This is a genomic window from Clostridium intestinale (assembly GCF_035905475.1).
GTDB lineage: Bacteria > Bacillota > Clostridia > Clostridiales > Clostridiaceae > Clostridium_T > Clostridium_T intestinale.
Map to the genome: position 1 here is coordinate 2348674 of NZ_CP121166.1, position 14112 is coordinate 2362785.

Here is a 14112-nt window from a genome sequence, read left to right on the forward strand (position 1 = left end):
ATTACGCTACCGCCAAGTAAATGTAATGTGTTTTTTCATGCTCTTTTTTCTTTTTTCATATGCTTTCTAAAAGTACAGTGAATCCAGCTTGTCTCATCATTAAGCCATTTACATTTAAAGCAATGACTCATACAAACTTCATCATTTGCCTGAGGACAATGTACTGTACTTTTTACTTCCTTTAAATTCTTACAGCAAATAATACAATTCATTATGTTAACCTTTGATTTAAACCAATCTTCTTATTTATAGTCAAAGTCCTCCTCTCTCTCTTTTTTAATTAATTCAACATCAACTCTAATTACTTCCGCTATTGCAGCTAATACTATAGCTACCCAAAATAGAGATATGATTTTTACTACTTGTTCCATCCAAGCTTCTCCCTTTGCTCTATTACTATAATTTCATCTAGTTCCTGACTTTTCTTTATTACCTCTGGATCTAATAATCCACGTTCTGCTACTAAATCATTTAACTCTTTTCTTAAAACTTCCCCCATCTTATCCACCCCTATCTCCTTATATCCACTATTTGTTTAGTGTTCCTGTGGAAAAACTTATAGTTCTCACTAGTACTCTGCATAATTAGAAATTCTTCTGGATTAAGTCCTTGCTCTGATAAAAACTTCTTATGTTTACGAGTTAACTTCTTAGGATTTTTCAACCCTCTTCCCCCCTTTTTAAATTTACAAATTATGTTAACTTTTAGTGTAAAGGCTACTCTGCCTATTCATCTTTTTGTTTCCTAATCTCTTACCTTAGTTAGCCTAACATTTCTTTATCTTGTTTCTGTTTTTTCAAAAGAAGATTTTTCTTCTTAGTTTCCTCTGTTGTATAAAAACATTCCCTCTTATCTCTAAACAACTCATTGCAAACGTCATAGCATCTTTTTATATCCTCTTCTTTTGCTACAGTTTCACGAATTATAATAGTTGTATTTCCAATTTTAAAAGTTTGCCCTTTCATTGTTTCACCCCCCTAGATTATGCTATGAAATCGCCACTGTTTTAGTTCTTAAAAATTTCAATTTACATTAGTTCAATTTATTGAACTTCTTTCTCAAAAAAATAAACTTGAATCTTATCTGCACCTATGTTTAATAGCTCGGAACCCTTTGTTATTTCATCTTGGGAGAAGAATATTTTATTATTTAACTTTAATGATAAAGTTCTTTCAGAAACTCCTAAAGCCTCTGCAAAACTGCCTTGAGTTCCATATTTCTCTTTTATTCTACCCCTAAGTTTATTGTAATTAAATGACATATCTTCACCTCCAATTCAAAAGTTCAATTCTTTGAACAATTTAATATTAACATCCATAAAAATCAGTGTCAATACTCCAGTTCAAAATTTTTAACTTTTTTGTTTTATCTCTTGAACTTTTGTTCAAAATAATGTATTATATTCACATAAAGGGGTGTGTATTGTGCAAATAGAAAATTCTTCAACTAGATTAAAACAAATAATGCAAGAAAGAAATTTAAGGCAAGTAGATTTATTAGAATTAGTTAAACCTTTTTGTGAAAAGTATAAGGTTAAAATGAATAAATCAGATATTAGTCAATATTTATCTGGTGTAGTCAAACCAGGACAAGAAAAGCTTTCAATGTTAGGTATGGCATTAAACATTAATGAATCTTGGCTAATGGGCTTTGATGCTCCAAAAGAAAAACCTAACTATACTGACCAAACTGAGCTAACTAAAAATGAGAAGCAATTATTAGACTGTTTTAATAAACTAAATGATTTAGGTCAAGTTGAAGCTCTTAAAAGAGTTGATGAACTTACTTATGTAAATAAGTATTTAAAAGCTGATAACATAATTGAGCTTCCTAAAAACAAAAAAGAAATTTGGGAAGAAAAAGATAAAGGACATCTCATGCCTCAAGCTTCACACGATAACGATGGCACTTTTAGTGAAGAAGATTATAAACATGATGATGATATCATGAAGAATGATGATCTATGGAAATAACCGAAATTATATATAAAAGACGTAAAGAATTAAACTTAACTTATGAACAATTAGGAACCATAATTGGAGTTGGTAAGAGCACCGTTAGAAAATGGGAATCAGGACTTATTCAAGATATAAAAATAAATAATTTAATTTCTTTGTCTAAAGCACTAAATATTCCATTAAATCAATTAATTAATCATAAAGAATATGCTATAGACAAACAAAGTCTAGTTTTATCTTTAGAAGAAATTACTTTGCTAGAAACTTTTAGAAAATTAGATATCGATAACAAGCAAAAAATACTTACTTTCATCACTTCTCTATCTTTTCACGATAACTATAAATAAACTCAAAATAATAAATAGAAATAATTGAATATAAGAGAACTATAAACATAATATAAATATAATAATTTATGAGAATAACTTTGACATAAAGGGTGATGTATTTGACTTACGAAGAACTATTAGTAGAAGCTGATGAACTTGGTATAATGGTTAATGAAATTAATTTAAAAACAAGAAAAGGTCATTGTTATGGCAAAAGAATTGCTATACACAAAAACTTATCAAATTATGAAAAAGTTTGTGTCCTAGCTGAAGAGTTAGGACACTATCATCTTACAGTTGGTGATATTACCAATCAAGAAAATATTAATAATAGAAAACAGGAGTTGCTTGCTAGGAGATGGGGATATGATAAAAATATAGGTCTTTTGGGACTTATACATGCTTTTGAACATGGTTGTTCAAATAGGTATGAGATTGCAGAATATTTGAATATCACAGTAGAATATTTGAATGAAGCTTTAGAATATTATACTAGTAAATATGGTTTAATGCATTCTATAGATAATTATATTATTTATTTCTCCCCAACACTTTATATAGGTAAATTTTTTTAATCAATGAGGTGATTAAATGATTAATAAAGATCTATTTGCAATATATCTTAGAAAGTCTAGAAAGGATTTAGAAAACAAAGACTATGATGTATTAAAAAGACATAGAGAAATCTTATTAGACTTTGCTAAGAAAAAACAAATAGTTATACATGAAGAAGATATATATGAAGAAGTAGTATCTGGTGAAACTATTCAAGATAGACCTGTGGTACAAGAACTCTTGAAAAAGATTGAAACTGGATACTATAAAGCTGTGTTAGTTATGGAAATTGAGAGACTTGCTAGGGGTAACACAATAGATCAAGGCATAGTTGCTCAAGCCTTCCAACTAACTAATACTCTTATAATTACACCACTCAAAACTTATGATACTAGGAATGAATTTGATAATGAATATTTAGAGTTTGGATTATTCATGTCTAGACGTGAGTATAAAACTATTAGTAGAAGAATTCAAACTGGTAGAATACAGTCTTGTAAAGAAGGAAATTTTGTAGGTTCCGTTACCCCTTATGGATACAATAAAGAAAAGCTTAAAGGTGAAAAAGGTTATAAGCTAATACCTAATGATGAAGCTCCTAATATAAAACTAATTTTTGATTTGTTTTTAGAAGGTCTTGGTACTTCTAATCTTTCCTATAAATTAAATGACCTTAATATAAAATCCCGAACAGGAAGTTCATGGACTCCTGCTATGGTTAGAAATATCTTAATTAGTAAAGTATATATCGGTATTCTTACCTGGGGTAGAAGGGCTAATGTAAAAACATTAGAAAATAATTTAGTAAGTAAAACTCGACCAATTAATAGTGATTATATCGAAAGCAAAGGAAAACATGAACCTATAATAGATGAAATCACGTTCTATAAAGCACAGGACATATTAAAATCAAATTCATGGAAAAAAGTTCATAAAGATAAATCTCTCCAAAACCCATTGGCTGGAATTGTTGTTTGTAAGAAATGTTTTACCAATATGACTAGACGTCCCTATAAAAACATTCCTGATACTTTACTTTGTAAAAATCATTACTGTGATAATATTTCTAGTTATGTACATTTAGTAGAAGAAAGATTGATAAACTCTTTAAATTCAACATTAAAAGAATATTATTATTATATAGATAACTATGAAAAAGAAGATATGAAAATTAAGAAAAACTACGATACTCAGTTAAAAAGAATAGATAAAGAAGTTGAACAGCTTAAAAAGCAGCACATAAAAGTATGTGAATCTTTTGAAACTGGAGTTTATTCTTTAGACCTTTACAAAGAACGTTCTACATCTATTAATCAAACTATAGAAAGCCTAAATAATCAAAAAGAAGAACTAATAAAGTTAAATTCAAGCAATAAAACTCAAAGAATAATACAAGCAATTCCTAAACTAGAAAACTGTCTAAAAACTTATCACACATTAGATATTGAAGGTAAAAATAAACTTCTTAAAACAATTATAAGTAAAGTTTACTACCTTAAAACAGAAGCAGGTGGTCGTTGGAACAAGGAGGCTCAAGATAAGTTTACCCTTGAAATAGAGCTATTACTTTAACATACATCATTGATGTTCTAAAGAGCTTGCACATGTAGAAATAATTTCTACAATGATGTACCAATTAACAAAAGGCACTTCTATAGAAGAACTAAAGAAACATGGTTTTGATACGAACTATGCAGTACATGGAAAAGCCATATATCCTTCTGACCCAGGCGGAGTTCCTTGGACAGCAGCTTATATTCAAGCTACTGGAGATCCAGTTGCAGACCTTACTGAAGATATGGCTGCAGAACAAAAAGCAAGAGCTGCTTATGAAAGACTAATTCTTTTAACAGATGATCCTTCTGTTAAAGATGTATTGAAATTTTTAAGAGAAAGAGAAGTCGTACATTTCCAAAGATTTGGTGAAGCTTTAGTAATGGTTCAAGATCACTTCCAAAAATAAATTTATAGTGTAAATTACTTATTTTATTACTTAGAATTACACATAAAACTCCCATTGAAATTTCCTTCAATGGGAGTTTTATTATACAAAAAGTCTGTAAATTGTAGTTGTTATAAAACATAAACCTACTCCTATAACTGTAGGAAGTATTGCTGCTAAAATTGTCCACTTTATGCTTCCAGTTTCTTTTTTTATAGTTAATAATGTTGTTGCACAAGGCCAATGCAGTAAGGTAAATATCAGCACATTTAATGCTGTTAGTGTGGTCCATCCATTAGATACTAATATTTGACGAAGAGAATCTATACTCTCAAACTCCACCATAGATCCTGTTGATAAATAAGCCATAAGCAGTATAGGTACAACTATCTCATTTGCCGGTAATCCTAAAATAAAAGCTAATAATATAAATCCATCTAGTCCTATATACTGCGCAAAAGGATTTAATAAACTTGCCGCATGGCTTATTATACTCATATCACCTATATAAATATTACCAAGTATCCAAATGGCTACTCCTGCAGGGGCAGCTATAGCTACTGCTCTTCCTAAAACGAATATTGTTCTATCTATTATTGAAGTATATAAAACACTTCCAAACTTCGGTTTTCTATAAGGTGGTAGTTCTAATGTAAAACTTGAAGGAATTCCTTTAAGAAGAGTTTTAGATAATAAATATGATACCCCTAATGTTATAAAAATTCCTAAAATAACTATTAATGAAACCATAAGTGCTGGTATTATACTTGATTTATCATTTATTGTTGCAACTCCAAAAAATACGGTAGAAACAGCTATCAAAGTAGGAAATCTACCATTACAAGGTACAAAGTTATTGGTTAGAATAGCTATAAGTCTTTCCCTTGGTGAGTCTATAATTCTACAACCTATTACTCCTGCTGCATTGCATCCTAACCCCATACACATAGACAAACATTGTTTTCCATGGGCACAAGCTTTTTTAAATACATGATCTAAATTAAATGCTACTCTTGGAAGATACCCAAAATCCTCTAACAAAGTGAATAACGGAAAAAATATTGCCATAGGCGGAAGCATAACAGAAATAACCCAGGCCATGGTTTTATATAGACCTAATATTAAAACTCCATGAAGCCACTCTGGTGCATTTAGTTTAATGAAAATATCGGTTAATACATCTTGAAATTTAAATAAAATATCAGCTAAAACTTGTGAAGGAACGTTAGCTCCTGCTATTGTTATCCATAAAACAACTGCTAACATAAGCATCATAAGTGGAATTCCAAATCTCTTTGAGGTTATAATGTCATCTATTTTCTTATCCCTATCAACTTTCTTATTTGTTATTTTTACATAACTGTCCCTTAAAAATTCTGCTTGTTTATAGTTTTTAGAAGTTATATCTTCTCGTATTTCTTTATTATTAATTGAATCAATCAAATCTTTGTTCTTTTCTATAATATTCTTTATTTCATCATTTCCTAAATACTCTTCTACACCCTTTATTATAGATTCATCACCATCAATTAATCTTAATGATAACCATCTAGAGTTTAAATCAATACTTAATTTCTCAACATCCTTTTGAATTATATCTATAGCTTTTTCAATTTTGGAATCATATTTTATATAATTATGCTTAACTGTCCCTAAACTTTTAAGTTTTTCAGCCACCTTTTTATCTATTTCTTCTTTTAAGTTATCCATTCCTATATTGTTTCTTGCAGAGGTTAAAACAACTGGAATTCCTAAATCTTTTTCTAAGCCTTTTCCATCTATAGTTATTCCTTTTCTTTCTGCTTCATCTATTAGATTTATACACAAAATCACATCAGCGGTTATCTCCATAACTTGAAAGGCTAGATTTAGATTTCTCTCTAAACTGGTTGCATCAACTACAACTATAGTTAGGTCAGGTTTTCCAAAACATATAAAATCTCTTGCTACAGCTTCCTCAACAGATGTTGCAAATATAGAATAAGTTCCTGGAAGATCTACTAAAATATATTTTTTATCTTTATATTGAAATTCACCTCTAGCGTTGACTACAGTTTTTCCCGGCCAATTTCCAGTATGCTGATGCAACCCAGTTAAGGTGTTAAACACAGTACTTTTACCGGTGTTAGGATTACCAGCTAAGGCAATCACGTATTCACCATCATTTTTATCTATATTAAACATGTCTTTTAAAGCATCTTTTTTAACAGATTCATAAGTAAGCCCCATAATATTTACCTCCTTATGCAACTTCTATTAATAAAGATTCTTCTTGCCTAAGGGCAATCATGGTTTCTCTTACCTTAAAAACTGTAAGATTATTTTTAGGTCCTTTTCGTACAATTTCAATAACTGTCCCCTTAACAAAGCCTAAAGCTAACATTCTTTCCCTTATTAATCCATCGCTTAATAAATTTTTAATCATAACTTTTTCTCCAACTTGAAAATCACATAATCGTTTCATAATCTTACTCCTATCGATTGTTTTATTACTGAGGTTAAACATCTTAACCTCAGCTAACTCTTACTTAATAACCATAGTATGTATTTTATCTAAAGTAGTGAATATATTTTATTAATGGAGAACTAATAATAAGGATGGTTTTAAATGCAGGAAAAATTTTTTACCTTCTCTCAATATATGAAAAATGACACTAATATAATTTCAGCTTCTGCTGAGGATTACATAGAGATGATTTATAGACTTTCTCTAAAAAATGGTTTTACAAGGGTGAATGAACTTGCCATTTCATTAAATGTTCAACCGCCATCTGTAACTAAAATGGTAAAGAAATTATCTTCTCTTAATTTAATCAAATATGAAAAGTATGGAGTTATAATCTTGGAGGAAGAAGGCAAATACATTGGAAAGCTTTTATTAAAGCGTCACAATACAATTGAAAATTTTTTAAAGCTTTTAGATATTAATGATAAGGTGCTAGAAGAAACTGAAAAGATGGAACATACTATAAGCAATGATGTACTTAGTGGAATATGTAAGCTTTTAGATTTCTTTGAATCAAATCCAACCTTAAAAGAAGAGTTATCAAAACATATTAGAAGTGATATTAAAGAATAGCATCTTATTAATTTGGATAATATAACCTTATAAGCTACTGTTGTTGGAAGGAATGATATTATGAACACAGAAAACCCTATAATATGCACAAAATGTAATACTAAAGATTTTGTTATGAAACGTGAAGCTACTTACTTATACACCTATGATATAGATAATACGAATATCTTAAAGTCACTTATGAATACTGAAGAAACGCCTTATACCTTTAATAATAGAGAGATGGTTTGCGAAGATGATTTTCTTATATGTAAAAATTGTGGTGAAAGATACTCTTACTCTTTAGATAAAGTTAATTCAAAAATCAAACTAACAATTGTTCAAAGAGCAATTAGATCTGATCATCAAGATGTACCTGAATTTTTAGGATGATAGAAAAGATGGGCCTTAATTTAGGCCCATCTACTTATTTTTCAATTTATATTATTACTTTCTAATTTTTCTTTTTTAGTTCTTTCAACAAATCGGCCCATGAAGAAGGCAATTATCCCCACTCCTATAGCTGTTTGTACACAAAATAATAAGCTTTCAGTTTCACCTGGAATTTCTCCACCTATCCATCTTTCCATAACAGGAGTAGCCCACGGCTCATATTCTTCCCCTGTAATTTCAGAAATAGCTTGGCTCCCAGCATCATCAGAGCCTCCAAATTCAGCACCTTTTAAAATAAATAATGGTACAAGAACAATAAGTATTGTAATAAGTAATAGTATGATAACTTTTTTCTTAGTTTTTGTCATTATTTCTCACTCCCCTTTAAAAACCCTATACCCTTTAACTCTGACTTTGCATATGTTTCAAGGCCTATGATAATAATTACACTTAAGATTCCCTCAATAATTGCAAGTGGAATCTGAGTAGGTGCAAACACTCCAAGGAATTTAACTGCTGATGCTAAAACTCCACCAGTTTCAGATGGATATGCAATTGCAAGTTGAATACTTGTTACGCAATAAGTAAATAAGTCTCCTAATGCCGCTGCTAAAAAAATTGAGAAGTGTTTATTAACCTTTAATTTTTGAAATAATTTATATATTCCATAAGCAAGAAATGGACCTGCTATAGACATAGAAAAAGTATTAGCACCAAGAGTTGTTAAACCACCATGAGCAAGTAATATAGCTTGAAATAAAAGTACAATTATTCCAAGAATACTAACTACACTTGGTCCAAATAAAATAGCACCAAGACCTGTACCTGTCATATGAGAAGAACTTCCTGTTACTGATGGAATTTTTAAAGATGAAAGCACAAAAACAAAGGCTCCTGCCATTGCAATAAGTGTTATAGACCTTCTATTTTCTGCTATAGTTTTCTTAAGTGAAATATACCCTAAAACTAAAAATGGAAGACTTATAACTCCCCATAAAATACAGTACTTTGGTGAAAGGTATCCTTCCATTATATGCATAGCATTAGCTGCTGGCGTTATTCCAAAAATTATTGCAAATGCTATCGCAATAATTATAAACTTCTTTTCTTTTTTATTCATATTATTAACCCCCTTGATTTCTTAATCTAAAAAATATTCTTTAATTCCTGAACTGTTTTAGGATAGAGATTTTCATCTTTTAATAATTCTTTTTCTAAAAGTAGTTCATACACCTCTAACATAGTTGGCTTTTTAAGGTTTGCTTTTTTTAAAACTTCTTGATCCTTAAATATCTCTATAGGTGTACCATCAGCTATTATTTTTCTATCAGAAAAAACAACAACTCTTTCTGCCCATCTATAAACAAAATCAACATCATGAGTGGATATCAGCATGGTCTTTCCTTCTAATCTCAGCTTATCTAAAACTTCCTCAAGCATTATGGAGTTTACAGGGTCTAACGATGCTGTAGGTTCATCAAAAATTATGATTTCAGGTTTCATAGCGATTATATCTGCAATACTTACTCTTTTCTTTTCTCCTCCACTTAAATAATGAGGAGGCCTATCTTGAAAATCTAATAGGTTCATGTACACTAGGGCCTGATGCACCCTATCTATCACCTCTTGTTTTGAATGTTTTAGGTTCATGGGCCCAAAAGCGACTTCTGATTTTACAGTAGATGCTATTATCTGATTATCAGGATCTTGAAAAACAATCCCTATATTTTTTCTTAATTCTTTCATGTTTTTCTTGTTTATGATGGTACCTCTATATGTTATTTCTCCATCATCAGCCATGAATACCCCATTCATGTTTAAGAAAAAAGTTGATTTCCCAGAACCATTAGAGCCTACTACGGCTATTTTTTCTCCTTCATGAACCTCTAGATTTATTCCCTCTAAAGCAACTTTTCCATTTCCATAGGTGTAATGTAAATCATCTATTTTTAATATTACTTTCTTCATAAAAATCTCCTCTTATTTTGTAAAACTCCAAAGTCCAACTAAAAAAATTATAAAGAGAAATGCCCAAAACACTAGCTTTTTATCTAACTTCTTTTCTTCCTCTAAAAATATAAGTTCTCCATCATAACACCTTGCTTCCATGGCATCATAATATGCATTTGCTTTCTTAAAAGAAACAATCAGCATGTTGCTCCCAATCCTTCCAAAGGTATAATAAGAGGTTTTGATGTCACAGTACCCAAGACGGGCCTCTGCTGAATTTTTCATTTTACTTGATACATCCATCAAAACAAAAATGTATCTATAAATCATATTCATAAGTTCTATAATAAGTTTCGGAACATGGGCCTTTCTAAGTACATATATGATATCTGAAGATGGAGTAGAAAGTGACATCATTTGAAGAGCACTTATGGCTCCTAAAATCTTCAAAAGTAAAAATACCCCTTTTGTAAGCATCTCTTTTGAAGTAAACACATACCCAACACCTAAGTAAAGGTTGTACTCTCCTATTGGATTTCTTGAAATATCCACACTTATGGTAAAAATACTTATTAAAATAAAAACAATAGGAATCATAAGTACCGATAGATAATCTCTTAAAGAAAGACCACCTTTTATAATAGTAAGATAGTCCATCCCCAAAATTACTGAAACAGATACGTATGGATTATCTAATAAAATACACATAGCTATCATGGCAATTGAAAAAAGTATCTTAAAGCTTGAGTTCCAATGCTTCATTTTTGAAGCATAAGCATAAAAATCAATTGAAATATTTTCTCCATGTTTATGTCTTATTCTTTTATTACTTTTTTTCCTTAAGATATTGTTTTTTCCCACCTAATGACTCCTTTGAATCTTATTTCATCTACTCTACAAGCCTTAACTCTATTCATAAATACTTAAATTCCCCCTTATCTATATACTAATAATATTGTATCTTCATTCCAAAATAACATGTACAGAAACAAGTAAATTAATTAAACCCATCATGAAGTCTTTAAAAGACTTCTACAGCAATAATGTGTAAAAAAAATCCTCCTAACTCAAAGTTAGAAGGACACAACAAAAAACTATACCCATATAAGTATATTAAGTACATATTTATTATGACTCCTCCATCGCTCGTAGAGACTTTAGTCAAAAATATAGGCAGGTCTTCTGACTCAAAGATCATAATTTAAGTACGTCTTCCCTAAAACTTAAGTGACATCTTGTACCTAAACTCCCTTAATACAGCTACGGGATAGCTCAGGATTTTCACCTGATTCCCTTTTAATCAATCACGTTACTGATTAAACCTATATTTCATTATTAAATTTACTAATAGATTCCAATATTATCATGGTAAGAATACCATTATTATGCTGAAAAATCAATACTACATTTAAAATAGAGTTTGAATAAGTCTATCAGATGGTGATGGAATAACTTCAGCATTAACAAGTAAACCCTTCTCTTCCATCTCAGCTTTCCCTGCTTCTATCCCTACTTCTACTGCTCCTACATTACCTGTAAAAGTAAAGTAGGATTTCCCTCCAAGTCCTGTACCAAGCCTAAGTTCTATAGGTTCTAAACTTGCAGATTTTAAAATTTTATCTGCTGCAACTACCATGTTAGCTATTGAAAAAGCTTCAATTATCCCTAAAGCTTGAACTTTCTCTGGCATTGTTGCCCCAGTAATTGCTGGAAAAACTAGAGGACTTACATTTGGTATAATTATTGAATCAATCCAAAACTCATCTGCTGTTTTCTCTCCAACACTTACTGATTCCTTAACAGATTCAACATCTCCAGTAACTATTGCAATATATTTTCCTGGGCATGTGGAACTTGCAGTAACTATCTCAACATCAGAAACCTTAACCATTTGGTCTGAGGAAAAAATACCTCTTGATATACTTGTAAATTCAACTATTCCTATTGCGTTAGCCATATTAATTCCTCCTTATAGATATAAAGTCATTTGTGATTTCTGTTATAGTTCCTGATATACTTGCATGAATAGGTGCACCTAAACTGCCTTCTGGTATATCACCTATCAAATCACCTGCTTCAACATGGGCCCCTACTAGAACAACTGAAGTTGCTGGCGCACCAACATGTTGACTTCTTAGTACATGTACCTCTTCAGGTTCAACAAAACCATCTATAAAAGGTGCAGGTCTATCAAAACTTTTTAATCCAAGTCTTGCAATAAGTCTTTTACTTGGTACTAATCTATATTGACGGGCCTTTCTTGGTTCAAACTTATCCTTGATGGGCCTATACTTAATCTTTTGCTCAAAAAGCTTTTCTTTAAAATATACATTAGAGGCCTTAGGATAAAGTCCTGCTGGGCAAGAAAATAACTCACATAAATTACATTGACAACATAGCTGAGCATTCTTTTGCCCTTCTACATTCTCTAGATTATAAGCCATCGCTCTCATCATTTTATGAGGCTGTGTATCATGTCCTAAAAGATAACGTGGACACATATCTGTACACATTCTGCATTGTTCACAAGAAGCTCTATTTACTCTTCTAGCTTGATTCATTTCTGTTGATTTTTTACGTATTAAAGAATGTTCTTTTTTAAGTATTACAAAACCCTTGTTTTTCTTAGTAATATATCCATCTAGATTTTTCATAACTGGGCCCATCATAGGTCCACCATCAATAACTGCATAATCATCAAAATCTGTTACCCCACTAAGTTTTAATACATCCATTATCTTAGTACCAACTGGTACACAAGCTGTTACTGGACTTGGTACATCACCTGAAACAGTTATATATTTTCTGGTTACTGATTTTCCAAGTGATGCATTATAAATGTTTAGTGAAGTTTCGCTATTTACAACTACACATCCTACTTGAATCGGAATTCCAGCCTCAGGAACAACTCGTCCTGTTAATTCATAAACTAAAACCTGTTCATCTCCAGCTGGATAGATATCTTGAAGTTCTTTAACCTCAATCTTTTCATTAAGGTTAAGTTCAATTATTCTATTTCTCAAAATAGAAATTACCTCTTTATGTTTTTCTTTTACACCTATAATTCCTTTCTTTGCTGAAACTAATTCTCTAGCAGCTTCAAACCCCTTAATTATTTCATTAGGATAGATTTTCATAAGCTGCTGATCCACCCTTAATAAAGGTTCACATTCGGCTCCATTTAAAAGTATAAATTCTGCCTTCCCAGATAGTTTTGCATGAGTAGGAAATCCTGCCCCTCCTGCACCAATAACTCCTGCATCTTTTACTTTATCTAAAAGATTCATAGTTTGTACTCCCCCCCTTAATTCTTTTATGCCACGACGTTGTTAATTAATGACTTTAATGAAATCCTTACAGGATTTCTACAGCACTAAAGTGTATAACGTTTTCAAATTGTCTATTTAAGGGTATTGTAGCACAAATTTAAAGTTGACAGTTAGTAATATTAAGTACTCTTGAAGGTCTGTTTTTTACCTAAAAAAGTCTCTATGAAAATTTAAATACTCCACATATTCCTTTTTAAGACCTTGGTCGATTATTACTAAATTTCGTGCTTTTATTACATAATTTTAGCTTGTACGTATATACATGGTATAATATAGTAAAGATTATTTATATTAAAAGGAGGAGTTATTTATGTTTTCATTTAAAAAAGAAGATGTTTGGATTGGCTACTCTTTAAAGGATTTATCAAAAGTTATTAGAGTATTATTAGATAATAATATAGAATATACAAACAATAAAGTTAGTACCTTAAAAAATGATGAAAATACAAATTTAAGAAGAAATGATGAAACTCAATATACTATAACTGTAAGTAAAAGAAATGCCAAGGAAGCTAAATATCTTATAAATAATGTTTTAAGTAAAGATGTCTAACTAGTGCTTTCTTTTAATTATCTAATATAAAATACATAAATACCA

At 30.5% G+C, this 14112-nt stretch carries 21 protein-coding genes, 1 pseudogene and 1 riboswitch; of the genes and pseudogenes, 8 read left to right on the top strand and 14 right to left on the bottom strand.

The window, feature by feature from the left end:
- Nucleotides 1–35: 35 nt before the first annotated feature.
- The 6 genes from P8F83_RS12270 to P8F83_RS12295 all read right to left on the bottom strand — a co-directional run bounded on the left by P8F83_RS12270 (nt 36) and on the right by P8F83_RS12295 (nt 1261).
- Nucleotides 36–212, bottom strand: a complete 177-nt coding sequence (locus tag P8F83_RS12270; RefSeq protein ID WP_326511374.1) for a hypothetical protein — start codon at nt 210–212, stop codon at nt 36–38.
- Nucleotides 213–242: 30 nt separating this feature from the next.
- Complete coding sequence (locus tag P8F83_RS12275; protein WP_326511375.1) at nt 243–371, bottom strand: hypothetical protein; 129 nt, start codon at nt 369–371, stop codon at nt 243–245.
- Complete coding sequence (locus P8F83_RS12280; RefSeq protein WP_326514844.1) at nt 359–499, bottom strand: aspartyl-phosphate phosphatase Spo0E family protein; 141 nt, start codon at nt 497–499, stop codon at nt 359–361. Before P8F83_RS12280 ends, P8F83_RS12275 begins: the two co-directional genes overlap by 13 nt.
- Before the next feature lie 11 nt (nt 500–510).
- Complete coding sequence (locus tag P8F83_RS12285) at nt 511–663, bottom strand: DUF6906 family protein (RefSeq protein WP_326511376.1); 153 nt, start codon at nt 661–663, stop codon at nt 511–513.
- Nucleotides 664–761: 98 nt separating this feature from the next.
- Nucleotides 762–965: a hypothetical protein gene (locus P8F83_RS12290; protein WP_326511377.1), complete on the bottom strand. Its 204-nt coding sequence runs from the start codon at nt 963–965 to the stop codon at nt 762–764.
- A gap of 77 nt (nt 966–1042) precedes the next feature.
- Nucleotides 1043–1261 (bottom strand): DUF739 family protein, encoded by a 219-nt coding sequence (locus P8F83_RS12295; protein ID WP_326511378.1) that lies wholly within the window; start codon nt 1259–1261, stop codon nt 1043–1045.
- A gap of 163 nt (nt 1262–1424) precedes the next feature.
- Here P8F83_RS12295 and P8F83_RS12300 point away from each other — a divergent pair, with 163 nt between their 5' ends.
- The 5 genes and pseudogenes from P8F83_RS12300 to P8F83_RS12320 all read left to right on the top strand — a co-directional run.
- Nucleotides 1425–1973: a transcriptional regulator gene (locus P8F83_RS12300; RefSeq protein WP_326511379.1), complete on the top strand. Its 549-nt coding sequence runs from the start codon at nt 1425–1427 to the stop codon at nt 1971–1973.
- On the top strand, nt 1964–2305 hold the full coding sequence (locus P8F83_RS12305) for a helix-turn-helix domain-containing protein (RefSeq protein WP_326511380.1): 342 nt from the start codon (nt 1964–1966) through the stop codon (nt 2303–2305). The genes P8F83_RS12300 and P8F83_RS12305 overlap by 10 nt, the downstream gene beginning before the upstream one ends.
- Before the next feature lie 95 nt (nt 2306–2400).
- Nucleotides 2401–2862: an ImmA/IrrE family metallo-endopeptidase gene (locus P8F83_RS12310; RefSeq protein ID WP_337250875.1), complete on the top strand. Its 462-nt coding sequence runs from the start codon at nt 2401–2403 to the stop codon at nt 2860–2862.
- Between the two features lie 16 nt (nt 2863–2878).
- On the top strand, nt 2879–4414 hold the full coding sequence (locus P8F83_RS12315) for a recombinase family protein (protein ID WP_326511382.1): 1536 nt from the start codon (nt 2879–2881) through the stop codon (nt 4412–4414).
- Between the two features lie 16 nt (nt 4415–4430).
- Nucleotides 4431–4805: pseudogene (locus P8F83_RS12320) on the top strand (manganese catalase family protein); the annotation flags it as partial.
- Nucleotides 4806–4886: 81 nt separating this feature from the next.
- Here the strand turns inward: P8F83_RS12320 and feoB are convergent.
- Entirely contained in the window at nt 4887–7013 is a 2127-nt protein-coding gene (feoB, locus tag P8F83_RS12325; RefSeq protein WP_326511383.1) for a ferrous iron transport protein B, read from the bottom strand.
- A gap of 13 nt (nt 7014–7026) precedes the next feature.
- A complete protein-coding gene (locus P8F83_RS12330) occupies nt 7027–7248 on the bottom strand; it encodes a FeoA family protein (RefSeq protein ID WP_326511384.1) in 222 nt (73 codons plus the stop codon).
- Nucleotides 7249–7392: 144 nt separating this feature from the next.
- On the opposite strand from P8F83_RS12330, the gene P8F83_RS12335 reads away from it, so the two are divergent.
- Together P8F83_RS12335 and P8F83_RS12340 are read left to right on the top strand one after the other, a co-directional pair.
- Complete coding sequence (locus P8F83_RS12335) at nt 7393–7863, top strand: metal-dependent transcriptional regulator (protein WP_326511385.1); 471 nt, start codon at nt 7393–7395, stop codon at nt 7861–7863.
- Nucleotides 7864–7923: 60 nt separating this feature from the next.
- A complete protein-coding gene (locus tag P8F83_RS12340) occupies nt 7924–8235 on the top strand; it encodes a hypothetical protein (RefSeq protein WP_326511386.1) in 312 nt (103 codons plus the stop codon).
- Between the two features lie 41 nt (nt 8236–8276).
- On the opposite strand, the gene P8F83_RS12345 is transcribed toward P8F83_RS12340, so the two are convergent.
- From P8F83_RS12345 to P8F83_RS12370, 6 genes are all read right to left on the bottom strand, one after another.
- Nucleotides 8277–8603, bottom strand: a complete 327-nt coding sequence (locus tag P8F83_RS12345; RefSeq protein ID WP_326511387.1) for an energy-coupling factor ABC transporter substrate-binding protein — start codon at nt 8601–8603, stop codon at nt 8277–8279.
- The gene (locus tag P8F83_RS12350) at nt 8603–9355 is read right to left on the bottom strand and encodes an energy-coupling factor ABC transporter permease (RefSeq protein WP_326511388.1); all 753 of its coding nucleotides are present in this window, start codon (nt 9353–9355) and stop codon (nt 8603–8605) included. The genes P8F83_RS12345 and P8F83_RS12350 overlap by 1 nt, the downstream gene beginning before the upstream one ends.
- 26 nt (nt 9356–9381) lie before the next feature.
- Nucleotides 9382–10203, bottom strand: coding sequence for an energy-coupling factor ABC transporter ATP-binding protein (locus tag P8F83_RS12355; RefSeq protein WP_326511389.1), 822 nt, complete (start codon nt 10201–10203; stop codon nt 9382–9384).
- Nucleotides 10204–10215: 12 nt separating this feature from the next.
- Entirely contained in the window at nt 10216–11046 is an 831-nt protein-coding gene (gene cbiQ, locus P8F83_RS12360) for a cobalt ECF transporter T component CbiQ (RefSeq protein WP_326511390.1), read from the bottom strand.
- Between the two features lie 294 nt (nt 11047–11340).
- A riboswitch (cobalamin riboswitch) is annotated at nt 11341–11526 on the bottom strand.
- 67 nt (nt 11527–11593) lie between these two features.
- Nucleotides 11594–12142, bottom strand: coding sequence for a BMC domain-containing protein (locus tag P8F83_RS12365; protein ID WP_326511391.1), 549 nt, complete (start codon nt 12140–12142; stop codon nt 11594–11596).
- 1 nt (nt 12143) lies between these two features.
- Entirely contained in the window at nt 12144–13472 is a 1329-nt protein-coding gene (locus P8F83_RS12370) for a 4Fe-4S dicluster domain-containing protein (RefSeq protein ID WP_326511392.1), read from the bottom strand.
- A 352-nt stretch (nt 13473–13824) separates the two neighbouring features.
- Here P8F83_RS12370 and P8F83_RS12375 point away from each other — a divergent pair, with 352 nt between their 5' ends.
- Nucleotides 13825–14067: a hypothetical protein gene (locus P8F83_RS12375; protein ID WP_326511393.1), complete on the top strand. Its 243-nt coding sequence runs from the start codon at nt 13825–13827 to the stop codon at nt 14065–14067.
- The last annotated feature ends 45 nt before the right edge of the window (nt 14068–14112 follow it).

Excerpts from the sequence above, each read along its gene's own strand:
- P8F83_RS12270 (WP_326511374.1), bottom strand. The coding sequence starts at position 212 with ATGAATTGTATTATTTGCTGTAAGAATTTAAAGGAAGTAAAAAGTACA.
- P8F83_RS12275 (WP_326511375.1), bottom strand. The coding sequence starts at position 371 with ATGGAACAAGTAGTAAAAATCATATCTCTATTTTGGGTAGCTATAGTA.
- P8F83_RS12280 (WP_326514844.1), bottom strand. The coding sequence starts at position 499 with ATGGGGGAAGTTTTAAGAAAAGAGTTAAATGATTTAGTAGCAGAACGT.
- P8F83_RS12290 (WP_326511377.1), bottom strand. The coding sequence starts at position 965 with ATGAAAGGGCAAACTTTTAAAATTGGAAATACAACTATTATAATTCGT.
- P8F83_RS12295 (WP_326511378.1), bottom strand. The coding sequence starts at position 1,261 with ATGTCATTTAATTACAATAAACTTAGGGGTAGAATAAAAGAGAAATAT.
- P8F83_RS12305 (WP_326511380.1), top strand. The coding sequence starts at position 1,964 with ATGGAAATAACCGAAATTATATATAAAAGACGTAAAGAATTAAACTTA.
- P8F83_RS12310 (WP_337250875.1), top strand. The coding sequence starts at position 2,401 with ATGTATTTGACTTACGAAGAACTATTAGTAGAAGCTGATGAACTTGGT.
- P8F83_RS12315 (WP_326511382.1), top strand. The coding sequence starts at position 2,879 with ATGATTAATAAAGATCTATTTGCAATATATCTTAGAAAGTCTAGAAAG.
- feoB (WP_326511383.1), bottom strand. The coding sequence starts at position 7,013 with ATGGGGCTTACTTATGAATCTGTTAAAAAAGATGCTTTAAAAGACATG.
- P8F83_RS12330 (WP_326511384.1), bottom strand. The coding sequence starts at position 7,248 with ATGAAACGATTATGTGATTTTCAAGTTGGAGAAAAAGTTATGATTAAA.
- P8F83_RS12335 (WP_326511385.1), top strand. The coding sequence starts at position 7,393 with ATGCAGGAAAAATTTTTTACCTTCTCTCAATATATGAAAAATGACACT.
- P8F83_RS12340 (WP_326511386.1), top strand. The coding sequence starts at position 7,924 with ATGAACACAGAAAACCCTATAATATGCACAAAATGTAATACTAAAGAT.
- P8F83_RS12345 (WP_326511387.1), bottom strand. The coding sequence starts at position 8,603 with ATGACAAAAACTAAGAAAAAAGTTATCATACTATTACTTATTACAATA.
- P8F83_RS12350 (WP_326511388.1), bottom strand. The coding sequence starts at position 9,355 with ATGAATAAAAAAGAAAAGAAGTTTATAATTATTGCGATAGCATTTGCA.
- P8F83_RS12355 (WP_326511389.1), bottom strand. The coding sequence starts at position 10,203 with ATGAAGAAAGTAATATTAAAAATAGATGATTTACATTACACCTATGGA.
- P8F83_RS12365 (WP_326511391.1), bottom strand. The coding sequence starts at position 12,142 with ATGGCTAACGCAATAGGAATAGTTGAATTTACAAGTATATCAAGAGGT.
- P8F83_RS12370 (WP_326511392.1), bottom strand. The coding sequence starts at position 13,472 with ATGAATCTTTTAGATAAAGTAAAAGATGCAGGAGTTATTGGTGCAGGA.
- P8F83_RS12375 (WP_326511393.1), top strand. The coding sequence starts at position 13,825 with ATGTTTTCATTTAAAAAAGAAGATGTTTGGATTGGCTACTCTTTAAAG.